Below are 22,245 nucleotides of genomic sequence, written 5' to 3'. Positions count from 1 at the left end.
GGCGTCCTGCGGCAGCACCTCGCCGCCCAGTTTCAACTGCGCGGTGGCATCGCCCATGCCGCGCACGCGCAGGCACCAGTCCTGCTGTTGGTCTTCCAGCAGGTCACCGCAGCGTTTCAGCTGTTCCAGGCGCAGGGGTTCCTGGGAGGCGAGCGCCGTACCGGCGGCCAGGCTCAACAGCAGTGCGAAAGCAGCAGGGTTCAGAGGCATCAGTGGGTTCCTTGCCGGGGCCTGATAGTGCGACTGCGCCATCCGCCCCTTCGTTCAGCGTAACCCCGTTGAACTCCCCCTCAAAAGACTCACTCATAACTGACGAGGGACTGCACATGACGGATGTGACAATGACCCAACCACACTCCACCACCCCTGGCGCGCTGTTCGAAACCGACCTGCCCGCACGCCTGGACCGCCTGCCCTGGGGCCGGTTCCACACCTTGCTGGTGTTCGCCCTGGGCATTACCTGGCTGCTCGACGGTCTTGAAGTGACCCTGGCGGGTTCAGTGTCCGGTGCGCTGAAAAGCAGCACGGGCTTGAATTTCAGCAACGTCGACATCGGCCTCGCCGGTGGCGTCTACATCGCCGGCGCGGTGCTGGGTGCGCTGCTGTTCGGTTGGCTCACTGACCGCCTGGGCCGGCGCAAACTGTTCTTCATCACCCTGTGGCTCTATGTGGGCGCCACCGCCGCCACGGCGTTTTCCTTCAACCTGGAAAGCTTTCTGCTGTTCCGCTTCCTCACCGGCATGGGCATCGGCGGCGAATACACGGCGATCAACTCGACCATCCAGGAATTCACCCCGGCACGCTATCGCGGCTGGGTCGACCTGACCATCAACGGCACCTTCTGGCTGGGCGCCGCCCTCGGTGCCGGCGGTGCCATTGTGCTGCTCGACCCGCAGATCGTCGGCGGCGACCTCGGCTGGCGCCTGTGCTTCGGCATCGGTGCCGCGTTGGGCCTGGTTATCCTGGTGATGCGCCTGTGGTTGCCGGAGAGCCCGCGCTGGTTGCTGATCCACGGCCGCCACGCCGAAGCACAGCGCATTGTCGACGGCATCGAGGCGCGCCTGCGCGAGCAGGGCCATGCGCTGGCACCCGTCAGCAGTCCGCCGCTGCGCCTGCATGCCCGCGACCACACGCCATTGGCGGAAATTTTCCACACCCTGTTCGTCAGCTATCGTCGTCGCGCCCTGGTCGGCATGACCCTGCTCACCGCCCAGGCATTTTTCTACAACGCGATCTTTTTCACCTACGCGCTGGTGCTCACCGACTTCTACCAGGTGCCCGCCGAGCACGTCGGCTGGTACGTGCTGCCTCTGGCCCTCGGCAACTTCTGCGGGCCGCTGCTGCTCGGCCGGCTGTTCGACGTGATCGGTCGGCGCGTGATGATCAGCTTTACCTACGCCACCTCCGGCGTGCTGCTGGCGCTCAGCGGCTATGCCTTTCAGCAAGGCTGGTTCGACGTGACCGAGCAAGCCATCGCCTGGATGGTGATTTTCTTCTTCGCCTCGGCAGCGGCGAGTTCGGCGTACCTGACCGTGGCGGAGACTTTTCCCCTGGAGATACGCGCGCTGGCGATTGCGGTGTTCTACGCGTTCGGCACGGGGCTGGGCGGGATCATCGGGCCGACGTTGTTTGGCGAGTTGATCCAGACGCAGCAGCGTAGCAGCCTGTTGATCGGCTACCTGATCGGCGCGGCGCTGATGCTCATCGCAGCGGTGGTGCAGGCGATCTGGGGCGTGGCGGCTGAGCGCAAGGCCCTGGAACAGGTGGCGCGGCCGTTGTCGCAGGCGGCTGGGTAAGGGGGCCTTTCAACGGTGGTTGTTTACAACTGTTAACGGTTTTCGCGGGCTATTCGATTTAGGCTGTGGTACGCGAATCCCATCTGCTACAGAGCGCATTCCCATGAACCTGCACGCTATCGCCGCCACGCTTCTCGTTTTCGCCGCCGCCCAGGCGCACGCCGCCACGCCGATCACCCATGTGGCCATCTACCGGGGCCCGGCAGGCTGTGCCGATTGTTCGCAAAACGTCAAGGCGGCGCTGCTGCGTCTGGACCCGCATTACCAGATCGATTTTGTCGGCGCCGATGAACCGGTCGACATCACCCCGCAAACCCTCGCGCGCTACGACCTCTACGTTCAACCCGGGGGCGGCCAGGACATCCCGGCCGCGCTGGACAGCCTGGGCGATGCGCGCGCCGATGCCATCCGCGATTACGTCGCCGGGGGCGGGCGCTACCTGGGGTTGTGCATGGGCGCATACCTGGCCGATGACAACAACCTCGGCTTGATTACCCAGGACCTCGACAGCGAAGCAGGCCGGCCAGGCTTCGAAGTGAGCGGCATCGAAGACGCCGCCGTGCGCGTCACCTGGGACGGCAAGCCGGATACGGTGTTCTACCAGGATGGCCCGTACTTCCCCAAGGCCACCACCTCTGCCTATACCACCCTGGCCACCTACCAGAACGGCGACGTGGCGGCCGCGCGTTACACCTATAAAAAGGGCGTGGTGGTGCTCAGCGGACCCCACCCCGAAGCCGGGCAGGCCTGGTTCGAGGACGCTGACATCCCACTGGACAAGATGCCGCGTGGGAACCTGTTCGGCACGCTGATACGCAGCGTGCAAGAGTAAGGCTTGCTGGCCCGAGCGCGCCTAAAGATCGAGCCCTTTACGCCGATAACCTCCATGAACCCGCCAATCATGGACCGATTGAAATGGCACTTTCCGTCAGCGCTGCCCATTTAGCCCCAGCCAATACGCGCCTTGCGCCTTCCGAGCAGACACTCACGCCCCAGGCGCCGTCCGAGGCCGCCGGCCAGGCCTTGGCAAACGCCGGCCCGGCGGCCGTCTACCATCCCAGCGAAGCCGCCCAAACCCTGCGCGAACCCGTGCAGGTCATAGACGTCTGGGTCGGCCGCTCCGAATCGCCTGAGTTTCCTCGCTTTGCCGAGCGCTTCAATGGTGCACAAGCCGTACTGAAAAGCGCCTTCACCGCATTCGAATCAACGTTGGCCAGCACCGCACCTGACCTGGCCGCAACCGATTACGGCTTTACCGTCGAAGCCGACGGCCGCCTGAAAGTGCTCGACAAGTCCGGTCAGCTAGGCGAAGCGAACATCAAACGCCTTACCGTTCTGCTCAACGGCTCCGCTGAGCTGAAAACTGCCGCCGTGGCCTACCGCGACGCCACCATCGACATGACGGACGCGGGCTCGCCCTGGTCCGGCAGTGTCATGGGCTACTACAGCGTGACCAACGAAAACTTCGCCAAATCCATCGACCTAGCGCCGATGCTCAGAACCTACGACCCGTCGGATCTGACGGACATCAAGGACCGGTTCTTGGTGACCCAGTTGGCGTACAAGGGGGAGCGGGCGACGGAGGAGACGGAGAGGGCGATGTATGAGCGGCGTGGGTGGAGTCTCCAGGGTTGAGACAGGCATGATCAAATGACCCAGGTTTTACTTTTCTAAAGCTGATTTATTAAGGCGTGTCATGGTAATTGCAATTTGTATAGCGGCTGTTATTTTCGGTGTTTTCATAGTGCGCAAACTCTGCATGGGAAAATACTCCCACGTATCAGCAATTTCATCGTTGTTAACTTTTTTGGTCGCAGTGGCGGCGGCAGGTGTTGCTTATAATCAGCTGAATGAGTCAAGGGTCGCTGCCGCGAAGTCAATATACCGTGAGTATTTGAGTATGGCGTTATCCCATCCGCAGTTTTCGGCCGCCTCCTATCCGTTCAATAACCCTAAACTCTATAGCCTCGAGGCCGGCAAAGACCTTGAACAGTACGAGAACTATGTCGCCTATCTGATTTTTTCGGCGGAGGAGGTTTTGGAGGTTGACGACTTAAGGGCGCAGCGTGGATGGTGTGAAACTATACGAGATCAGTTCAAATACCATGCGCTGTATCTGGACAGCCGCACGCCTAATATCATGCAGTACTCCGAGGTTGTCGATAAATTGATCAGGGAAGGCATCAGCATGTACCTGCTTGAAAAAGAAGTTGATGCTTCAAATGGAAGTCCGGCGGCCAGGATAATGCTTGAGCAGCTGCGAAGTGATTGTCGGCCGTGACGCTGCGCTGGCGCATTTCAAGGACCGAAAGCGGCTAATGCCAGTCAGTTAAGCGAACACCGCTCTCTGTAGGAGCGAGCTTGCTCGCGAAAAACGTCAACGATAACGCGTGTTTCCTGAATGAACACGGTGCCTGTGAGTTTTTCGCAAGCAAGAGCCAGGCGCCCCCTCGCTCCTACAAAAAGCCTTAACTGACGGGCATTAGCCGAAAGCGGCCCCTTTCTTCGCCAGCCGGTTTACCATGCTCGCCCCGGCAGTGGTTACACGCGCTACCGACCTCATTCTTAAAGGTACCGCCATGTCCATCGACCAAATCTCCCTGCCCAAAGGCGTAGGCCCCCACGCCGCCAAACTCTTGGACGCCATCACCGGCGCTGCCACCCACGAAGAACTCAACCGCGCCGGCGGCAAGGCCGAAGGGTTCGTGCTGGGCCTGGAGTCCACCAAGGCCATCAAAAGCCCGATCGCCGAGGCGTTGTACGTGGCCTACGATGATGCGGCGAGCAATCGTGCCGGTGAGTTGAAGGGCTGAAGGTACGTGGTCCCTGATGCCGGTTGTTTTCCGCCACCAGGGCCCAACTCAGGGCAACGCTCAGGTTGTTTGCCGATCCTTACAGTCCACTGCCAGTTCGGTGAGGGCGATCATGCGCTCGTAGCGCACAATGATGAACTGCACATAGCAGCACATCACGAAGAAAAAGGTATTGATCGCCGCTATCGCCAATAACCACTCCATATGCTCAGTAATGCCGACGCTGACCAGCATGGTGTCCAGGCTTGAGAGCGCGACAACGAGCGCCAGCAAGCCGGGGAGGATACCAACCTTCTCCAGCGCGCCCGTCACCATATGCGTGCGTTTTTCCAGGCTGTCGCGCTCGCTTTTCAGTTCCAGCGCACCCAGCTTCAGCGTCTCGCGCGAGAGGGCTGCCAATTGCGGTAAATAACGGGCCTCTACCTGCATGAGCGTTTTGACGTTCAACTCCAGCAAATTGGCGAAGGGCGCGGTGAAGACTTTTTTCAGCGAGTCGCGGTAAAGCAACACCCCCAGCAACGGGTAGAAAAACATTGCCAGGTAAGATAGCGCGATCAGTCCCGCACTCACGTTGTACAACAAGTAGGTGTGAGTCCATTTACCAATAACGGTCAGCGGTATGGCCAGAATCGATGGCCCGACCAGGGCAAACCAAAAGTAGGCTCTATCGAGCCGGGCATCCCTGCCTGCCCGAGTTTGCTGGCGTTTGCTGCGCAGCGTTTGTTTGTAGGTTTGCTCGATCTCGGCGTTGATTTGCAGGTATTTTTCGATTTCGGCGGACATTGGTTCTCCTTCGTGCCTGCTTGGCGATAAGCGGTCGTGCTTCCGAAGACCGGGGGCCGACTGTCATTATTCTGAGTGGTGGTGTGACCCCAATTTTACTCGTCGCCTTTGGCCACTATCGTCCCAAACTGTCGTTCGTGAACTGCCGGGTTCAGTAAAAAGATAGTCTATTTGTAATTTCTGGAAGTTGGCAGTTTGGTGTTCGCATTATTTATAGGGTCTGGTGATGTTTAGAACCTCAGGTAAAAGTTGTATGTATATCAGGTTAAAAGCCTCATTATATCCTAGGTCCAGGAGTGGGTGATTTACTCTCAAGGCTTTTTTTACTAGGTCTAGCATTGCTAGATAAACTTTAGGGATGAGCTCTGGAATGTTAAATGATTCATGTCTTTTATGAATAAAGGTGCTTAGCTCCCTATCATTTTCCATGGAGCACTCATCAACTAAAAATTTTGCAGATTCAGAAGTGTTCCTTTCCAGTTGACTTACGTTATGTTTGATAATGTTAGCTAAGGCCCTGATAATTTGTAAGTCCTTAAGGTATATTACATCGTGATTGTTTTTTATGGGGTCGAACTTGAATTTTACATATCTCTTCAGCTCAATGGTTATATCCTCGATAGCTTTTGAAAGCGCCATAATAGAATTTTCATGTAGGGATTCGTAAAATTGATATGTTGCACTGCCGACCTCTTTCATTCGCTGCTTCAGTTCATATCTGTCCAGCTCGTTATTAGACCAATTCGTACTTGAAACCTCAGAGATTTTCTCCAATGTGGCCAGATATGATAGGGCAATGCCGCCAAGTCTAGTGTTTATGCTGGTAAAGAAGGCGAGCGCTTCGATCTGGCTGTTAATATTGGTCATGTTTAATGCTTGCTCATGGTTTGTAAGTTTGTTGTTGGCGTTAAGAGGTTTTGAAGTTGAATTCACTATCTCAAGATTGTTACAAATCGGGAGGCAGAGTATCACTGTTCAAATGTCGTCCAGACCCAGGTTTCACTAGCCTTCCAATGTCCGAAGCTTTTCCTCGAAGTAGCGGATTTGTGCAAAGTCTTCGGGGTCGACCTGTCTGAGTATTTGCAGCGCTTTTGTATAGGCCTCGCGCGCTTTGGCGGTGTCACCTTCAGCCTCGTAGACTCTTGCCAGGTTGAAATAGCGCAAAATTACCTTGGGGTGGTTCTCCCCGAACGTTGCGCGGTCACTGTTCAGCGCCTTGGTCAGGTAGGTTAGCGCTTTGTCGTACTGGCCCAGGCCGCGATAGGCGTCGCCGAGGTTGTTCCAACGGATGGCGACCGTCGGATGCCGGGGCCCGTGCAGGGCCATGTCGATGTCCAGTGCCTGCTGAAAAAGCGGCAGTGCGGCCTGGTGGTTGCCCTGGAGGTTATAGGCATTGCCCAGGTTGTTCAGTGACACGGCGACCGAAGCGTCGTGGTCTCCCACTATTCGCTTTCTCAGCGCGAGATTTTTGCGCAGGTTTTCGAAGGCCTCTTCATATCGGCCCAATTTGCTCTGAGCGGTACCGATGTTGTTATAGGTATCGGCAATCAGCAGGTCATCTGCGCTCAGAACCGCGAGGCGCATTTTCAAGGCTTTTTCATAGTAGCCCAGGGCAATGTCCAGATTGCGTTGTCGTTCGTGTAAATAACCGAGGTTGTTCCAGTAGGTCGCCTGTTGTGCGATGGATACCTGGCCATTCTGTTTAGCCGCCTCCAGTGCCTGGGTAACCAGGCGGATCGCGGTGCGGTCATCACCCCGCGCGGACACTGCCAACGCCTTGATATTCAACACCTCGGGGTTGGCCGGATCGGTTTGAAGCACGCGATCCGCTTCCTCAATCGTCGCCCGGTATTGTTGCGCTTCGAAGAGGCTTACCGCTTTGTCGCTCGCTGCCACTGTGGCGGCTTCGGCGCAACACATCATGACGAGCAGTGACCACGGTAATAGAGCTTTCAGTCCATGAAGGTGCATGAGGGGCCTTTCAACGATCCGTTATTTGCAGTGATGCTAAGGCGCTCATGGTTTACAGACAAATTTAAATGTCTGGTTTGGAACGGCGCAGCTGCATTTGGGGAAATTGGCTCAGCTTCATGCGTGTGCGGGGAAATGCGCTTGCGCCTCTTCAAGCCTCAGTAAAAATCATAATAAAACGCCCATTCCCCAGTCTCAACGTGCTTCCAGAACATCAGGCTCCCATTGTCGACCACATTCAAATTGATCTTCGCATCCGACGAAATCTGGAAGACAAACTCGAAGCCTTCGCCCGGACCCACCCCTGACTGGCAAAACGACGGATAGCCGCCAATTTTGTGCTCGTAGGTGTGAGTGACCAGATCGTAGTAGCTCTGCAGTTCGCCCGCGCGTTGCAGCTCGAGTATCGCCTGCTCAACATCAGCCGGTACGCCGCCGCCATCCCACAGCGGAAAATCTTCCGGCACGACCTGGGCGTTCAGCGCGAAGGCTTTGAGAAACGTACCCTCCACCGGCAGCACCTTGCGCACCAACATATCCTGTGGCCCGTATTCGCGGATCACCCAATTGTCGCCCATGGGCTCAAAGGGTTCGGGAAATGGATTTGAAATAAATACCGTCACCACACGCACTCCCGTTAGTAACGGGCTGATAAAGGGCAGGGCGGGCAGGTAGAACTGGGCATAGGGCAGCAACGGCTGCCCTGCCTGATTGACCGGCACGCCTTCATCGGGACTGAACAGGAAGACGTTGCCTAGCCAGCTTTCTTCGTCAGTACCGAGAGGGCGAAAGCCCCCGGCGGTGAGTTTCAGTGTGGGACGGGCCAGGTGGTGTTTGATTTGGTGGAGGTCCATGGGGGAGGCGTCCTTGCTATCAGGTATTAGCTAGGCACTCAGGCGTGCCGTCACTTCATTCAACTGTCCGGACAACCCGTGAAGGTTGTGGCTTGCCGCTTCGGTGCGCTGCACATTGTCCAGGTTGGTACTGGCAATCGAGGTGATTTCGGTGAGGTTGCGCGAGATATCTTCGGCCACAGAGGTTTGCTCTTCGGCGGCGGTAGCAATCTGACGGTTCATGTCGCGAATGGCTTCCACCGCATGGGTGATGCGCTCCAGCATGACACCGGCCTGATTCACTTGCGCGACACTTTCTTCACTGCGCGTCTGGCCGCTTTCAATCGCCTTTGCCGCGTCTTCCGCGCCGGTTTGCACGGTCTGGATGATCTGATTGATCTCGATGATCGATGTCGCCGTACGCTGAGCCAGGCTGCGCACCTCGTCTGCGACTACCGCAAAACCGCGTCCGGCGTCACCTGCACGGGCCGCTTCGATCGCCGCGTTCAGTGCCAGCAAGTTAGTCTGCTCGGCGATGCCGCGAATGACCTCCAGCACCTTGCTGATGCGACCACTGTCGGTTTCCAGGCGACGGATCACGGTGGCGGTGTTGACGATCTCGCCACGCATCTGGGTGATGGTGTGAATGGTGTTGCTCATGACTTTTTCGCCCTGCTGCGCGGACTGGTCGGCATCATCGGCCGCCCGTGCGGCATCGGCCGCATGACGTGCCACTTCCTGGGCGGTGGCGGACATTTCGTTCATCGCCGTCGCCACTTGATCGGTACGGTTGAACTGCTCGTTGGTGCCGCTGGCGATGAGGCCGGCGATGGCGCTCAACTCGCCACTGGCGCTGTCCAGGTCATTGGCGCTGCGCTGCAGGCGGCTGAAGGTTTCGGCAAGAAAATCGCGCAGGGTGTTGGCGGCCATGGCCAGTTTGCCTAACTCGTCTTTACGGGCGCTGGCCACGCGTTCGGCAAATTTGCCTCGGCTCAACTGCTCCACGTAGTCGATCAGCTTGCGGATGGGGTCAACCAAGTTGCGGTTGATCAACCAAAGGCTCAACAGGCCGATCAACAGCCCCGAGGCGAGCATCACGGTAGTCCCCAATATCACCGTGCGATCGGCTGCTGCGCTGATCAGCGCCGATTGCTCGGTGCCCTGCTTACGCAGTTCGCTGACCAGTTCGCTCATCTGATCGCTGGTGGCGCGGTCCACACCTTTGACGGCGGCGTCGCCTGCGGTCGGGTCCGCCCCGGCGGCGATATAGGCATCGCGACCTTTCTGGTAAGCGCTGCCCAACTGACGGTGTTCGTCACGCAGGCGTTCGATGCGGGTCTTGAGTTGGCCGTCCAGGCCTTTCTGGCCGGCCAGCTCGCCGAGTATCCCCTGTACGTCGCGCTGACGGTCTTCGAATTGCTTCCAGTATTTGTCCAGGTCCGCCGGCTGCTTGCCCCGCAGCAATACGTTTTTCCACTCCTGAACCTGCACCTTGAATTGCAAGTTGGCCTCATCGATCAATTGCGAAGTGTGCAACGGACCTTCGATCAGGTTGGCGTAGTTTTGCACGCCTTTGGACAGAAAATGAAAGCAGGCCAGGGCAATCAGCAATATCGCCAGCAGGCTGGCGCTCAGCAGCGTGAGGATTTGAGCTCTCAGGGATTTTTGCAGCATGGGTTGATACTCATGACAGGATTGAGGTGCGCCGGGTTGGGCGTGAAAAACGGCCAAACTTCCCTGTCTGCGGTATCGGTTGGCGGCTGTGGCCGCGCAAGCTATTAGCCTTGTCATCGGCGTGGTAGAGCGGTTCTTGAGGGGAGTTCGACCGGCGGCGTTAGGAATTTTTGTTGTGTTTCCCTTGGAGATATCCTGTTGTTTGGAGTTGAGATGAAGGGCGGCTTTCGGCCAGAAGCAGTCATCCCGTGATCACTCTACAACCTCTACGCGCAGTATCAGCCAAAAGAGCATCAACGCAGTGAGGAACAATACGGTGTGAGCGGTTTATAAAATGCTCTATTGCACAAGCGCGCGGATGGGGATGGATAAGCTGGCATATTTGAGGGTGTGCTGCTGAAAGCCGACGCGATTTTTGCAGAGAAACTCCCTGAAGAGCGGTTTAGATGCCTATTGAGCTGACCGTCGGGTCGTTGTTCGCCGCAATCCGACTTCTGGGCACTTTGCGTGAGACCAGCGTGATGGTTCAGCCTCCAGATGATTCTGCATCGCACAAAAGCTCCAGCAAGTCATTCGCCAGGGCCGCCGCTTCTTGTCGATAGTCGGTATTCCAGCGGCTCGACCAGTTAATAGGCTTTCCCTCATCCTCCCAATGCGCCAACGCAAGCCCGTTGAGTATTTCAAGCTCGAACCAAATACGCTGCCAGGCGACGGCGTCCTGGACTGACGCTGTGTCTTTCCACTGGAATTCTGTTTGCGCGACAAATGCCGCCCATGCGAACACATCTTCTGAGGCTCGCTCGCCGAGCGTTCGGAAGTATTTCGCGCTAGCCAATTAACGATTCCTTGTAGTCGTGCACCTGTCTAGTAAATGTCCATCCCCGGATACAGAGCTTCAGGTGGATGATAATCGGGGTCCTCAAACCTACTGTTCTGGTAATAGGTTTGGGCCGTCGGTCCATCACCGTTGTAGGTCACCTGCGGATTCGGCGTGAGATGCCAACCGTTTCCTTCTGTGTCGCGCTCAATCAGCGATGCGTACACCCTACAGCTGCCTGATGAGCCGGATGTCAGCCTGAACTGGTAATAGAGTCCGGCTTGGGGAGTAAACTTCGTCGAGATGTGGCAGGAGCGAGTGCGTGCCCCCTCCCAGAAAAGATCCACCTGCGTTTCGATACCGGGTCGGATCCGCGTTTCGTAATAGTCCCATGTGAGGTCTTGCCCTGCCTTGGGCATGCCCACGTCTTGTGTATGGGTGAACGGCAGGAGGCCGGTGCGAACAGCGCCGCCCGAACGTTTACCGTTTTCGTATTGGTAAACTTCGGCATGTTGCGTGTAGTCGACGATACGTACCCAGGCAGGATTGGGCTCGTTTTCGGGCGCGGTGAAGTAGTTGGTGTGGGGCAAATACTGGCAACCTGCGAACAACGGCAGCGTCAGGAAACAGAGGGTACGGCGAATAGACATAAAACAGTCCTTTACGGGATTGTTGTACAGACCACAGAACTGCAGGTGAATTTCAAGGCTGGCTCCACTCTGAAGCAAAGTCAGCCGCCATCTGTGTGTTTCGGTGGGGGCGATGGCAAGGTGTCGGCCTCAAAAGAGGTGATTAACAGCATCAGGGCCACCAGTGCACAGGCGAGCCCGGAAACCATCATTGCCACATGAAACCCGTGCTCCATCGCGGGAACAAAAAGTGTAGAAACAATCAGCGAGTCACTTGATGCCACACCATGAGCAATCACATACCGCGCAATCTCAGGCGCTTTGGCTACCCCTTGATCACGCAGCGCGGCAGCTAGCACTCGTGACGCATCGCTGCTCATGAGCGTGCCCAAAAAGGCGACGCCGATTGTCATGCCCATCTGACGCAACGCGTTCATCGTGGTAGAGGCCACCCCCATACGATCAATCGGTGCGGCGGTCATAACCGCCATGCTGGTGGCAGGTACTGCGAGACCGGCTCCGAGCCCCAGAAGCCCGAACAGGGTGCCCACAATCCAATAAGGGGTATGTGCTGTGAAGGTCACCATGGTAGACATCGCCAGCGCCGTCACGCCATAACCGGCCACCAGAAGTCTTCGCGATGTCATCACTGCGCTCAAGCGCCCGTACAAAATCGACACGCAGCCGGTGACCAGAAACTGCGGCATCATTCGCCAACCCGTTTCAACCACTGACAAGCCTTGAATCGTCTGTAAATAGATCGAGAAGAAGAACAGGCAGCTGTAGTACGAAAAACCCAGGGTAAAAGAGGCCAGGTTGACCACGGCAAACGAACGCCTGCGAAACAGCGAAAGTGGCAATAACGGTCGATCTACACACCGCTCTACAAACATAAACAAAATAAACACCACCAGGGCAACTGCCAGCGCCGCTATGGGTATCAAAGAGTTCAAGCCCGGCTGGCCGATACTGATGAGCCCATAAGTCAGGCTGGCAAGACACACGACGCTGAGCACTTGCCCTGCCGGATCCAGCGCTGTGCGCGCTTGCTGTTTGTGCTCCCTGATCCCCCAGATGCCCAGGCCTATGGCAATCATCCCAAGAGGCAGGTTGATAACAAAAATACTCTGCCAACCTATGCCATGGAGCAACAAGCCACCCAGCAATGGCCCCAGGATAAGCGCCAATGCGCTGAACGCCGACCAGCCACCAATGACGTGAGCACGCTCTTCAGCGTCTGGAAATGCATGGCTGAGAATTGGCAGGGCACCCGGGATCAGAAGCGCACCGGCGACTCCCTGCACCGCCCTCCCGAACAGCAGTAAATCCAGGTTGGATGCCATAGCGCAAACTGCTGAGCCGACAGTAAACACCCCTACACCTGCCAGCCAGGCCCGCTTATGCCCATAACGATCGGCGATTGGCCCCGAAGACAGCATGAAGGCTGACAAACAGATCGTGTATGCATTGACGACCCATTGAAGACCGGAAATATCCGTTTGCAACGCGTCTTGCAGTGTCGGTAGTGCCACGTTCACGACGCTGATATCCAGCGTAGCGAGAAACGTGCCGAGGTAGGCTGCACATAGCGCCGCTATGCGGGGAAAGCGGCGGGTGACCGGGTTATCTGAGGCGGAGCGATCAATGTTCATGCCTCATGATATTTGCCGACTGACCGTCGGTCAATGGATCATTCCAACTTTTTCCCACCTCGATTGGTTCCCTCCTTTACACTGATTTCCTTTGACGAATTGTTTGAAACGAGACGATGAAAACCAAAGCCCCCGTAAAAGCTCCGGCGACAGAACGTGCTCCCAAGCCCCGGACCAAACCCGCCGAAGTACGTCTGGATGAACTGATGGCGGCAGCCGAGAAGCTTTTTCTAGCTCAGGGGGTCGAGGCCACCACGATCAACGAGATCGTTGAGTCAGCTCAAGTGGCCAAGGGCACGTTTTATCACTACTTTTCTTCCAAGAACGAAATGCTTGACGCTCTGGCCGTGCGCTATACCGAGCGCTTCATGCTCAGCCTGGACAATGCAATGGCGCGCTGCGCTGCCGATGACTGGGAAGAGCGTCTTCGCGCCTGGATTCACGCCAACATCGAAACCTACGTCAAGACATATCGTATCCACGATATCGTCTACGTGAACCACCACCATCATGATCGTGCCAACGGCTCGAAGAACGCTATTCTCGAGCAATTGCTTGCGATTATTGAAGGGGGCAAGCTGGCCGGCAATTGGGCGCCAGAACATCCGAACGTTGTGGCATTGCTCATTTATGCGGGCGTCCATGGCGCGACTGATAACATCATCGCCGCTAATACCGAGGACTTCGCCCCGTTTGCCCATGCCGTTGCTGATGCTTGCCTGCTGATGTTACCCAACGGCGTCAAACAAGCCTGATCGGAGGCGGTACTTCGGCCAGAAGCAGACGCTCGCCAGTATATTTTGGTGCCTTATCGTTCTACTTGGCGTTGCCTCAGGATATCGGTGGCTGAAGGGAGCTACCATGTGCCTCGTAACCGACCGGGGCACATGAAATGCTCAGGCTTGCCTGGCTGGAAAGGCGCTGACCTGGCGCTATGCATACGTCCCCCCGACATCTCACGCCTGTATGCGCGAGCTTGCTCGCGAAAACCCCATCAGCCCTCCAACTCGCCAGCCCGATAAATCGCAGTGTGATTGTGAGCCACCCACGCCCTCGACGGTTTGGTTTGTTAGGATCTTTACAGGTAGGTCGACTGACTTAAGTGGAGGGTTACGCTGACATTTTCGCATGATCGGAAAAGCGTACGACAACGGTATACCAAGGAAGCTGCTTATGCGCAGACGTCACCTAGGAGCCATCCGCCACATCCAAATCAGTGATCCATTGCCATTGCCGCCTGTGCCGCAAAAAACACGACTGCATCGCTTCTTGCGGCAGGGCGAGTTTGCCGAAATCAGGCCTTGTGTCACTCATGCGAAATTGGCCCTCACTTGACCACTCGTTTGCATCGCATTTGACCAGCCATTTTCAACGGAGTGACCAGCACGAGTCGTGGTCATTGACGGCCACGAATTGCCATCAGCCCTAGATTACAACCGCATTGCCGATGGCCGCGATTGGACGCATACCACGACACGCGTTGCAGGGAATCATCCAGATCGCTCAATTTATCAGCTGTGACATCCTCGCCGGCCGAAAGCAGAAAGTGTAGTATCAGCGACCGATCAATCCGCTGATCTCTGATACCCAATATGCATGCAGCCAACAGAACATCGAACCGCTATGACGGTAAACACGTTGTAATTGTGCATGGTTATACTGCCTCGCCCAATGTGAACTGGTTTCCGTGGTTGGCGGAGGTGCTACGGGAGCAAGGCGCGCAAGTTAGCATTCCAGCTATGCCTGATTCGTTCAATCCTGATCCAATAAAATGGGCATTGGCGTTGCAGCAATCACTGCCAGCAGCTGACACAAACACGATCCTCATAGGGCATAGTCTTGGATGCATCGCTGCTCTACGGCACTTGTTGTCCTTACCCGCACACACCCTAACTGGCGGAGTCTTGCTGGTCTCCGGCTTCGATAGAACGGTGTCTACGTTGCCAGAGCTACACGCCTTCACAGATGCACCGCTGGACCACGCGGAAGTTTGCCGTCGTACACAGAAAATCATCTCGCTGTTTTCCGACAACGATTCAATTGTTGAGCCGGCAGCATCTATCGAACTGTCCCGCAACCTCAAAGCCGAGCAAGAAGTCGTTAGTGGTGGGGGACATTTTCTCGACCGCGAGGGATTTGTACAGTTTCCAGAAATATGTACGGTTATTGCGAGGCTTCTTGGGCACGAGACACAGATTTAGCCGCTGGCGTATCCACGGGACACGCACTCGTTACTGCTTCACGCTCCAAGCCGGACGCTATTACCAATTCATGCTGACATCCGGTTCGGGCGGGACATGTACGTTGTATCCGTCGCTGATCGAACGCGACAAAGATGGGACCGGATGGCATCTGACTCCCAATTCTGAGGTGACGTACGAAGGCGAGGGGCCTACTGCCAAAATGCATTACAACAATAGTCGTTTTGAAGATCCCGATTACCACCCACCTGCGGATCTTTATCCTGGCATCGATGTTAACTGAAGGGCGTGTGATTCACGCCTAGCCGATGGCTGCCACTTACGGATCAATGTCAGGGGATATTTTATGGGTGCCAGGACGTACTGGCTCAGCGAGAGCGAACAAGCGTCGGAGAATCTCTTTGCATGGTCGGCTTTTGTCGCGCAAACCATCGCGCAAATTCTGCACTGAACCATCCACGAAAGGTTCGAACGAATCCAAGCCCAAGCCGTTCTGGTCTCGGCGTGTAAAAGACGCAATGGCAGTTTCGGATCGGACGCTGCCTAGGGCATTAGGCAACCTTGACAGCTTTAAGTGCAACGTCGAGCTGCGATCTGGCATTCGACTCATAGCGGCAGGCGAGCAGTCAAATTACCGAACTCTACAATGTCCGAAACGGATTCCTTCTGAGGCCTTGAGGGCTGCAACGTCTTGCGAGCGATCATCGGAAGGGGCTCCTCTTGATCAGTTGCGGTTCTCACTCGTCTTTTAACGCCGAGTCAGGAACAGGCCCGGTAGCTGCTCTAGCTACCATGTAATCCGATCAATTTCCTCTTGGTTCATCGCACGCCAATCAGTCTGGTGGATACCGTAATCAGCTTGAGCGTACTCAAGTGCCTCCTCCAGCGAAAGCATCAGATGGTCCCCTTCAATCTGCTGGCTGGTGTAATCAATGAAGCGAATCTCCATATAAACCGGTGGTTCGTCCTCACCCTCAACCTCGAGACCAAACAGCACGATAGCCGTAACACTGGGGCGATACTCACAAATGCACCGCACCTTGGCAAAGAGGTACAAGGGGGGCTTTTTCATATAGGGACTCCTTCACTGCTCAAGTGGTGCATGGGGTACAAGCGACAGCACAGGGTCGGTTGCAGCCTATCTCTACCGGCAGCTGACGACCCACAGGTGTCAGCAACCAGAGTCAGAGCGGAGGCCGGGGCTCGCGTCGTATAGCCATCGCGTTCCTGGCTACCACACCAAGATGGGAAATATATCGTGCCGCGTACTCACGACATAAGACTCCAATCCATTTTTCTCAGGATGGATTTGCAAGATCATTTGCGTACTGAAGGTGATGGTGAAAACCCCAAAACTATCAATTGAAAAAGCTTCTACATCGTGGTTTAGAAAGTCGAAAAGTAAAGGGCTTGTGGCAGCATCTTCACCATGCCCCCACTTGCATACCCTATTGATATCACAAGCGAATGGGCACTGAATTAACACGCTAGCCATATCGCCAAAAAGCAGGATCTGCGAACCGATCCCGACAGTTACACCTGTTAGCGCGGAAGGAATCATTTCGGCCAAATCTGAATCATTTATCATCGTGCCGTGCTCTTTTCATACAGGTGGTTGTTGAAGAAGCATAGGCCTGAATCGGCTCTCATTTAGTAGGCAGATCATATAACCATTTGTTAGCGCGGCCACCCAGGCTGACCGTCCGACGTTAGCGGAAGCGGCTTGGGTGACGTCAGCTTTTGGCCGAAAACGGTACTTGGATGAATGACCGCTTTTGGCCGATAGCGGCCTGTCATGGATGCCCCTCAACGCCAAACATGTTCAATGCGTTTCATGCCATCGATGCCAGACCATAAGCACAGAGGAGACAATCGCTCGAAAATTCGAGCAGTTGACTCAAGAGACAGTGGGTAGCCGCAGGGCACGAGTGGGTCGGAACGCTGACAATGCACCGAGCAAGACGCAAAGAGGTGAGCTTTTCGGCGTACTGATGCGTAAGCCAGCACAGCAGGCGTACCGAGCGTCAGGACTCCGCCCCTGGCGGATGGCCGAAATACGCCTTATACGCATGGTTGAAATTGGCAGGGTTGGCGTAGCCCAGGCGGTGGGCAATCTGTGCGACGTGCCATTTGCGCTGGCGCAGCAGGTTGCGGGCCAGTTCCAGGCGCTGTTGGCGCACGTAATCGAGCATCGACTGGCCGTACACCCGGCTGAAGGCGCGTCTGAGAGTGGTTTCACCCACGCCCAGTTCCCGTGCCAGCGCCAGAGTGCCGGGTGGGCTCATCAGGTTGGCGTCGAGCTTGAAGCGTGCTTCGTGGGCCAGGTCCGAATGGCTGCGCAACGCGGTCTCAGGGTTGGCCGGCTGTGGCGCCAGGTGCGTCGCCAGCTCGACCAACACGGCCAGGCTCAGGCTTTCCTGATTCAGCCGCTCCAACGTTCCCTGGTAAGGCGAGTGATAAAGGCGCTCGAACAAATGCCCGACGACACGGCAGCCGTGCAGTTCTGAAAAGTGCATGCCATCGTCGAGCAGCCTGGCCAGCGATTGCAGTGACGGGTCTTCTTCGGCCAATTCGCGTAGGTAGTCCCCGCCGATGCGCAGCCCGGCCATGCGCGCACGGCTGCCGGCGGGCATCTGGTCCATGGCTTCCATGCTTTCGCTCAAGCCCAGCACATGAGGCGCGCCGGGGGTGTATTCATTTAGCCGACCGTCTACCCGATGCTGCCATTGCCCACCCAGTACCTGCACGATGCATACGCTGTCGGGCAGCACCTTGTGGATACGTAACGGTTCGGGGAACTGCAAATCGCAGTCGAAATACTGCAGGTGCGACCGCACCGTCTGAGCGCGGTAATGGCCGATCGCGCTGCCGATGACCTGCCGCGCGCTGGCATCGAATACACCGGCCTCGTCCAGGGCCTCTGGGTGATCGAAGCAGAAGTGGGTGTCCAGATAGGGGTTGCGGCGGTCCATTGGTAAAAGCGTCCGTCAGAGCGGGTGGGCAGCGTTGCATGATATCGACATCGGGCAGCCCGATCAGTTGTTGTGACTCACGGCCTTATTGTTGTGCGCCACGGCCGGACCGCTTGGCAGGCGCCGGCGCTTTGATTTCAATGTCCGGCTTTGAACTGTCGAGGAAGCCATAAATGTTGATGTATCGCAAGTGGGCAGCGCTGCTGGGCCTGGTTCTGGCCGTGATCGCGGGCCTCGCCCAGGCTGACAATCGTCCGGAAGTCGCGGAAAAAGTGCTGGCCTATGCTGGCGAAGGCGGCGTGAAAGTCTGGACTCTGCGCATCGGTGCGCGCACTGACAATCAGGCGCTGGTGCAGTTGGAGGGCGTGGACCACGACTGGAACATGAAGATCCAGAAGATGACCGTGGAAAAGACCAGCAAGGACACCCGCTATTCCACCACCGTGGACGGCCAGAAATTCGTGGTACTGGTGCTGCAAAAAGGCTGGGGCGAGCTGTACCTGCCTGGCGAATCGCAGGCGCTGAACGTCGGCTATGACGAGTTCCTGTCCAGCCAAGGCAATGCACAGGCGTTTTTGACCGATTATTTGCAGGCCAACTGAGCCATGGGCCGGTTCGCGCGGTGGTCGTGGCCGCTGACGATATTGCTGCTGCCGGCGGTGCTCATGACCTGGGCCAGTGTGCAAAGCGGACGCGTCGATGACGTGCTGCGCGAAGCACAGAATATCGGCGGCGACTACGCCTGGCTGCGCGTGCGTCAGGTGCTGGCGGGGCTGGCCTACTGGCTGGCCCTCGCCGCGTTGGTGGCCGGGCCTGCGACGTGGATCAAGCTGAGGCTGGATGCCTGGCGCGCGCTGAAGTCCCGGGATTTTCTCTACGACCGCCTGTTCCTCTGCTGGCGTGCCTTGGGGCATTGGCTGGTGGCGTACACCGGGCTGTTGGTGGGCGCGTTGGCCCTGAGCCTGGTGTATGAACTGAGCTGGGGCTGGACCCACTTCAAGGCCGGTGGCGCGTTCATGCTGGTGGTGGCGGTGCCGCTGATTGCGGTGCTGTGGGCGGGATGTTTGTTGATCGGGCGTCTGCGCCAGCGATGGCATGCCCTGGATAGCCCGTCCTCGGCGCTTCTGGGGCAAAGAATCGGGCGTGACAAGGCCCCGGCCTTGTGGGCGTGGATTGAACAACTGGCCACAGCCACCTGCGCGCCGGTACCCGACCATATCGTGGTGGGCATCGACCAATCGTTTTTCGTCACCAGCGTCAATGTGGTCCTGCAACCGGCCTGCGACTTGCTCTGCGGGCGTACCCTGTACCTGCCGCTGACCTACCTCTCGACCCTGAGCCAGGCCGAGACCGCGTCGATCATCGGTCATGAACTAGGCCATTTCAGCCGCCGCGACACCGAGCGCGGCAGCGAGATCGGTGCGCAGTTCAGCCTGATGTGCCTGCACTTTGCGTGTATCCGTGCCGAGGATGCCGACCCGGCCTGGATCGAGCGCCCGGCGATCTGGATGACGCAACGTTTCCTGCATTACTTTCAACTGGCGGTGCATCACTGGGGCCGCGCTCAGGAATTGGTCGCGGATCGGGTGGGCGGCAATATCGGCGGTGAGCGTCTGTTCTGCCAGGCGCTGTTACGGGTGATCGCGTTGGACGGTGAAATCTCCACGCTGCTCGCTGAGCGTCACTCCAACCTGATCCAGGCCCTGGCCGACCACCTGAGCCACACGCCGTTGCGCCTGAACGAGGCGGCGCTGGACCATGCCATCGCGCATCCTTTCGATACACACCCGCCGACGGCATTACGCCTCCAGCAACTGGGCGTAACGCTGGATGAGGCGCTGCTGGCCGAGGCCACCCGCGTGCCCACCGAGCACGACCGACACTGGTTCAGCCAACTCACCCGTACGGCGCCGCCGGCTGCCGCGCAGCCTGGATCACCGCAGATACCAAACGCTCAAGGAGAATGACCCATGACCCAACCCTTCGATCCGCTGTCGGATCTCGCCAGTTCACTCAGCCAGGAATATGCCGATTCCCGCGACGCCCAGCGCGAGCGTGCGATGGCCGAACTCGAGCAGGTTATCCAGCGCGTACCCGAACAGACCGAATTCACCAACTCGGGCCGGTACAAGGTGCGCGGCCCGCTGTTTTTGCTGATTGCCCTGGGCTTGCTGGGGTACGCCCTGAATCGCGGGGCCACCGGCCTGACCGTGTGTGCCGCGGTGATGGCGGTGTTGTTTGTATTGATCACTTGGCAGCACCGCAACGCCGGGCAACACGCGTTCATGCGCTTGACCCGCCGCCAGCTGTTTGTAGACACCCTGAGCGCACCGTTGAATCTGGTGGACATTGTCGACGTCTGCGCCGGTGAGGAAGGCTGGCTGACGGTGCAGAAACTGATGTTGCGGCCCGATGCGCCCCTGCCTGTTCATCGCTCCGCGCGACAACTGTTCGGCAACCAGGCCCTGGCCCTGAAAAAGCCCCAGCCGCAGATCCGCATCCAATCTGCCGGCCTGATGCATGAGGGCGTTACCCTGGATTGCGATCAGGTTGCACACATCCTCAACGCCTATTGCCAAGCCGCCCACGCACAACGACAGCTTGATGCGCTGCGCCAGGGCACTCGGAGCGATTCCTGAGCGGTTGTACGGTGAAATCCGGGTCATGAAATCAGGGTCGGACCACACTTCAGATAGTGGTGGTCTGACCCCGTTTGTACGGACCCCGTTTGTACGTTTGTATGGCCCCGCATGTATGCGATGGGCAAGGCCGATAGACAGGGCATTTCACATACGCAGCATCGATTCACCGTCCATTCCACAGGGAGGATCGAATGTGCCATGCCATCCAATCAGCGGGCGCCCAAACGAATCTGCGTAATACTTGGCTTCGCTGGGAATTTGTACCACTCCTCCCGCATAGGCAACGAGCATCAACGTACTCGCGCGATGCTCATTAGCCTCCTGGAAAAGGTTACTGCTGGGCAGCAGAGCTGGGTTGGACGGAACTGACCACAAGGAGCGATCCTCAAAGCTTGACCGATCCAGTAGAAGAGCGAGTTCACTGTGTCCATGCTCCCGAGCCACCTCAATTGCGGACTTCCCTTTGGCGCTCTGCCTGGCAGCTGAACCACCGAGGCGAATGAGTTCAATGCATGCAGCCTCGCGCCCGAAATAAGCGGCTTGGTGCAAGAATGTCCAGCCGGAGGAGGGCGCCTGGTACAGGCTGCAAAGCCGGCCGAGCAAAGGCTCTTGCATCCACTGCGACATAACGCTGTCCCAGTCTCCATTTTTGGCCTGCTCGTAGATTTGACTTATCAGATAGTTCAGAGCGCTCATGCGTTTACGACCTATGATCGACAGTGTGATTCTAATCGGGATCAGGTTGCGCGGGATTATCTACGATGGAGGTAACGCTGCGACATATCAGTTTTTCATTTGTTTAAAGTCTGCCCCCTTTTTTTTATTGCCGATTGTTCATTACGGCAATTCTGTTGTGACTGACGGCCATGCAATAGGTATGAGCAAATAATTCTGTCCTAATAGGCTTTTACTGGTTCAAAGGCGTCTGTCTGATGATACGAAGCACTTTCATATTCCTTTTGGCTGCAGGCATTGGCTGCGTCCACGCGGCCGAGAAGGTGCCGTTGGCGCGCGAAATCAAGGACTGGATTATCGGCTGCGATAACACACGAACATGCACGGCCATCAGTGCCGTGCAGCAGCGCGATGACACTGGTTTTTCAACGTTCAGCGTACGAATCACACGTGAAGCCGGCCCGCAGGGCGCCTTGCATGTCGGGGTGTTCAGCTACACAAAACCCCACGGCCAGCCAACACTTGATGACAAACCCCTGAAGTCTCAATTTGAACCTGGCGAATTGAAAGAAGGCGATACACCCGAGGTGTTTGCGCTGAACGGTAAGTCAGCCCACGCCCTGATCACAGAATTGCGCAACGGGAACTACCTGGTACTGCCGTTCAAGGAGGATAAATCGTACGCATCGCTAAGCGGGATGAGTGCGGCGCTGTTGCTGATGGACTCGGTCCAGGGGCGGGTCGGCACGCAGGACGCCCTGATCTCCAAGGGGCCGGCGCCCGCTGG

Annotated in this window: 23 protein-coding genes and 1 pseudogene; 11 read left to right on the top strand and 13 right to left on the bottom strand. The window is 57.1% G+C overall.

The window, feature by feature from the left end; all coding sequences use genetic code 11:
* A pseudogene (locus BFP96_RS02640) lies at positions 1-210 on the bottom strand (peptidase S8 and S53 subtilisin kexin sedolisin); the annotation flags it as partial.
* Between the two features lie 131 nt (positions 211-341).
* Here BFP96_RS02640 and BFP96_RS02635 point away from each other — a divergent pair.
* From BFP96_RS02635 to BFP96_RS02615, 5 genes are all read left to right on the top strand, one after another.
* The gene (locus tag BFP96_RS02635) at positions 342-1,796 is read left to right on the top strand and encodes an MFS transporter (RefSeq protein WP_065895501.1); all 1,455 of its coding nucleotides are present in this window, start codon (positions 342-344) and stop codon (positions 1,794-1,796) included.
* A gap of 103 nt (positions 1,797-1,899) precedes the next feature.
* A complete protein-coding gene (locus tag BFP96_RS02630; protein WP_065935526.1) occupies positions 1,900-2,628 on the top strand; it encodes a BPL-N domain-containing protein in 729 nt (242 codons plus the stop codon).
* An 83-nt stretch (positions 2,629-2,711) separates the two neighbouring features.
* The gene (locus BFP96_RS02625; protein WP_065935525.1) at positions 2,712-3,431 is read left to right on the top strand and encodes a hypothetical protein; all 720 of its coding nucleotides are present in this window, start codon (positions 2,712-2,714) and stop codon (positions 3,429-3,431) included.
* Positions 3,432-3,492: 61 nt separating this feature from the next.
* Positions 3,493-4,077, top strand: coding sequence for a hypothetical protein (locus BFP96_RS02620; protein ID WP_065935524.1), 585 nt, complete (start codon positions 3,493-3,495; stop codon positions 4,075-4,077).
* 298 nt (positions 4,078-4,375) lie between these two features.
* Positions 4,376-4,609, top strand: a complete 234-nt coding sequence (locus tag BFP96_RS02615; RefSeq protein WP_065935523.1) for a hypothetical protein — start codon at positions 4,376-4,378, stop codon at positions 4,607-4,609.
* 60 nt (positions 4,610-4,669) lie between these two features.
* Here BFP96_RS02615 and BFP96_RS02610 read toward each other — a convergent pair whose 3' ends face one another.
* From BFP96_RS02610 to BFP96_RS02575, 8 genes are all read right to left on the bottom strand, one after another.
* Positions 4,670-5,392 carry a hypothetical protein gene (locus BFP96_RS02610; RefSeq protein WP_065935522.1) on the bottom strand — a complete coding sequence of 241 codons (723 nt, stop codon included), beginning with the start codon at positions 5,390-5,392 and terminating at the stop codon, positions 4,670-4,672.
* A 207-nt stretch (positions 5,393-5,599) separates the two neighbouring features.
* Complete coding sequence (locus tag BFP96_RS02605) at positions 5,600-6,259, bottom strand: hypothetical protein (protein WP_065895505.1); 660 nt, start codon at positions 6,257-6,259, stop codon at positions 5,600-5,602.
* A gap of 135 nt (positions 6,260-6,394) precedes the next feature.
* On the bottom strand, positions 6,395-7,363 hold the full coding sequence (locus BFP96_RS02600) for a tetratricopeptide repeat protein (protein WP_065895506.1): 969 nt from the start codon (positions 7,361-7,363) through the stop codon (positions 6,395-6,397).
* A 158-nt stretch (positions 7,364-7,521) separates the two neighbouring features.
* Positions 7,522-8,217, bottom strand: a complete 696-nt coding sequence (locus tag BFP96_RS02595; protein WP_065935521.1) for a DUF1963 domain-containing protein — start codon at positions 8,215-8,217, stop codon at positions 7,522-7,524.
* Positions 8,218-8,247: 30 nt separating this feature from the next.
* Positions 8,248-9,870, bottom strand: a complete 1,623-nt coding sequence (locus tag BFP96_RS02590) for a methyl-accepting chemotaxis protein (protein WP_065935520.1) — start codon at positions 9,868-9,870, stop codon at positions 8,248-8,250.
* A gap of 526 nt (positions 9,871-10,396) precedes the next feature.
* Positions 10,397-10,705, bottom strand: a complete 309-nt coding sequence (locus BFP96_RS02585) for a hypothetical protein (protein WP_015885952.1) — start codon at positions 10,703-10,705, stop codon at positions 10,397-10,399.
* 29 nt (positions 10,706-10,734) lie between these two features.
* Positions 10,735-11,337 (bottom strand): hypothetical protein, encoded by a 603-nt coding sequence (locus tag BFP96_RS02580; RefSeq protein WP_065935527.1) that lies wholly within the window; start codon positions 11,335-11,337, stop codon positions 10,735-10,737.
* Positions 11,338-11,417: 80 nt separating this feature from the next.
* A complete protein-coding gene (locus tag BFP96_RS02575; RefSeq protein WP_065935519.1) occupies positions 11,418-12,968 on the bottom strand; it encodes an MFS transporter in 1,551 nt (516 codons plus the stop codon).
* Between the two features lie 116 nt (positions 12,969-13,084).
* Between BFP96_RS02575 and BFP96_RS02570 the strand changes: the two genes are divergently transcribed.
* Together BFP96_RS02570 and BFP96_RS28710 are read left to right on the top strand one after the other, a co-directional pair.
* Entirely contained in the window at positions 13,085-13,723 is a 639-nt protein-coding gene (locus tag BFP96_RS02570; RefSeq protein ID WP_003192639.1) for a TetR/AcrR family transcriptional regulator, read from the top strand.
* A gap of 837 nt (positions 13,724-14,560) precedes the next feature.
* Complete coding sequence (locus tag BFP96_RS28710) at positions 14,561-15,169, top strand: RBBP9/YdeN family alpha/beta hydrolase (RefSeq protein WP_003192641.1); 609 nt, start codon at positions 14,561-14,563, stop codon at positions 15,167-15,169.
* Between the two features lie 787 nt (positions 15,170-15,956).
* Here the strand turns inward: BFP96_RS28710 and BFP96_RS30785 are convergent.
* The 3 genes from BFP96_RS30785 to BFP96_RS02555 form a co-directional block, all read right to left on the bottom strand.
* Positions 15,957-16,241 carry a hypothetical protein gene (locus tag BFP96_RS30785; RefSeq protein WP_032900782.1) on the bottom strand — a complete coding sequence of 95 codons (285 nt, stop codon included), beginning with the start codon at positions 16,239-16,241 and terminating at the stop codon, positions 15,957-15,959.
* Between the two features lie 159 nt (positions 16,242-16,400).
* Positions 16,401-16,757 (bottom strand): hypothetical protein, encoded by a 357-nt coding sequence (locus BFP96_RS02560; RefSeq protein WP_003192646.1) that lies wholly within the window; start codon positions 16,755-16,757, stop codon positions 16,401-16,403.
* Positions 16,758-17,193: 436 nt separating this feature from the next.
* Positions 17,194-18,141, bottom strand: a complete 948-nt coding sequence (locus BFP96_RS02555) for a helix-turn-helix transcriptional regulator (protein WP_065935518.1) — start codon at positions 18,139-18,141, stop codon at positions 17,194-17,196.
* Positions 18,142-18,314: 173 nt separating this feature from the next.
* On the opposite strand from BFP96_RS02555, the gene BFP96_RS02550 reads away from it, so the two are divergent.
* The 3 genes from BFP96_RS02550 to BFP96_RS02540 are packed head-to-tail and all read left to right on the top strand — an operon-like array spanning position 18,315 to position 20,780.
* Complete coding sequence (locus BFP96_RS02550; RefSeq protein WP_065935517.1) at positions 18,315-18,743, top strand: hypothetical protein; 429 nt, start codon at positions 18,315-18,317, stop codon at positions 18,741-18,743.
* 3 nt (positions 18,744-18,746) lie between these two features.
* Positions 18,747-20,108, top strand: a complete 1,362-nt coding sequence (locus tag BFP96_RS02545; protein WP_065935516.1) for a M48 family metallopeptidase — start codon at positions 18,747-18,749, stop codon at positions 20,106-20,108.
* 3 nt (positions 20,109-20,111) lie between these two features.
* Positions 20,112-20,780, top strand: coding sequence for a hypothetical protein (locus tag BFP96_RS02540; protein WP_065935515.1), 669 nt, complete (start codon positions 20,112-20,114; stop codon positions 20,778-20,780).
* Positions 20,781-20,927: 147 nt separating this feature from the next.
* Here the strand turns inward: BFP96_RS02540 and BFP96_RS02535 are convergent, their stop codons facing one another.
* Complete coding sequence (locus BFP96_RS02535) at positions 20,928-21,479, bottom strand: ankyrin repeat domain-containing protein (protein WP_065935514.1); 552 nt, start codon at positions 21,477-21,479, stop codon at positions 20,928-20,930.
* A 236-nt stretch (positions 21,480-21,715) separates the two neighbouring features.
* Here BFP96_RS02535 and BFP96_RS02530 point away from each other — a divergent pair.
* Positions 21,716-22,245: DUF1176 domain-containing protein (locus BFP96_RS02530; RefSeq protein ID WP_139113321.1), on the top strand; the 530-nt coding region annotated here is incomplete at its 3' end.

The sequence above is a fragment of the Pseudomonas sp. 34 E 7 genome, assembly GCF_900005715.1.
Taxonomy (GTDB): Bacteria; Pseudomonadota; Gammaproteobacteria; order Pseudomonadales; family Pseudomonadaceae; genus Aquipseudomonas; species Aquipseudomonas orientalis_A.
This window is presented reverse-complemented; position numbering and strand designations above follow the sequence as displayed.

What these genes read in the sequence shown, in the direction of transcription:
- BFP96_RS02635 (WP_065895501.1), top strand. Translation starts at nt 342, where the DNA reads ATGACCCAACCACACTCCACCACCCCTGGCGCGCTGTTCGAAACCGAC.
- BFP96_RS02630 (WP_065935526.1), top strand. Translation starts at nt 1,900, where the DNA reads ATGAACCTGCACGCTATCGCCGCCACGCTTCTCGTTTTCGCCGCCGCC.
- BFP96_RS02625 (WP_065935525.1), top strand. Translation starts at nt 2,712, where the DNA reads ATGGCACTTTCCGTCAGCGCTGCCCATTTAGCCCCAGCCAATACGCGC.
- BFP96_RS02620 (WP_065935524.1), top strand. Translation starts at nt 3,493, where the DNA reads ATGGTAATTGCAATTTGTATAGCGGCTGTTATTTTCGGTGTTTTCATA.
- BFP96_RS02615 (WP_065935523.1), top strand. Translation starts at nt 4,376, where the DNA reads ATGTCCATCGACCAAATCTCCCTGCCCAAAGGCGTAGGCCCCCACGCC.
- BFP96_RS02610 (WP_065935522.1), bottom strand. Translation starts at nt 5,392, where the DNA reads ATGTCCGCCGAAATCGAAAAATACCTGCAAATCAACGCCGAGATCGAG.
- BFP96_RS02605 (WP_065895505.1), bottom strand. Translation starts at nt 6,259, where the DNA reads ATGACCAATATTAACAGCCAGATCGAAGCGCTCGCCTTCTTTACCAGC.
- BFP96_RS02600 (WP_065895506.1), bottom strand. Translation starts at nt 7,363, where the DNA reads ATGCACCTTCATGGACTGAAAGCTCTATTACCGTGGTCACTGCTCGTC.
- BFP96_RS02595 (WP_065935521.1), bottom strand. Translation starts at nt 8,217, where the DNA reads ATGGACCTCCACCAAATCAAACACCACCTGGCCCGTCCCACACTGAAA.
- BFP96_RS02590 (WP_065935520.1), bottom strand. Translation starts at nt 9,870, where the DNA reads ATGCTGCAAAAATCCCTGAGAGCTCAAATCCTCACGCTGCTGAGCGCC.
- BFP96_RS02580 (WP_065935527.1), bottom strand. Translation starts at nt 11,337, where the DNA reads ATGTCTATTCGCCGTACCCTCTGTTTCCTGACGCTGCCGTTGTTCGCA.
- BFP96_RS02575 (WP_065935519.1), bottom strand. Translation starts at nt 12,968, where the DNA reads ATGAACATTGATCGCTCCGCCTCAGATAACCCGGTCACCCGCCGCTTT.
- BFP96_RS02570 (WP_003192639.1), top strand. Translation starts at nt 13,085, where the DNA reads ATGAAAACCAAAGCCCCCGTAAAAGCTCCGGCGACAGAACGTGCTCCC.
- BFP96_RS28710 (WP_003192641.1), top strand. Translation starts at nt 14,561, where the DNA reads ATGCATGCAGCCAACAGAACATCGAACCGCTATGACGGTAAACACGTT.
- BFP96_RS30785 (WP_032900782.1), bottom strand. Translation starts at nt 16,241, where the DNA reads ATGAAAAAGCCCCCCTTGTACCTCTTTGCCAAGGTGCGGTGCATTTGT.
- BFP96_RS02560 (WP_003192646.1), bottom strand. Translation starts at nt 16,757, where the DNA reads ATGATAAATGATTCAGATTTGGCCGAAATGATTCCTTCCGCGCTAACA.
- BFP96_RS02555 (WP_065935518.1), bottom strand. Translation starts at nt 18,141, where the DNA reads ATGGACCGCCGCAACCCCTATCTGGACACCCACTTCTGCTTCGATCAC.
- BFP96_RS02550 (WP_065935517.1), top strand. Translation starts at nt 18,315, where the DNA reads ATGTTGATGTATCGCAAGTGGGCAGCGCTGCTGGGCCTGGTTCTGGCC.
- BFP96_RS02545 (WP_065935516.1), top strand. Translation starts at nt 18,747, where the DNA reads ATGGGCCGGTTCGCGCGGTGGTCGTGGCCGCTGACGATATTGCTGCTG.
- BFP96_RS02540 (WP_065935515.1), top strand. Translation starts at nt 20,112, where the DNA reads ATGACCCAACCCTTCGATCCGCTGTCGGATCTCGCCAGTTCACTCAGC.
- BFP96_RS02535 (WP_065935514.1), bottom strand. Translation starts at nt 21,479, where the DNA reads ATGAGCGCTCTGAACTATCTGATAAGTCAAATCTACGAGCAGGCCAAA.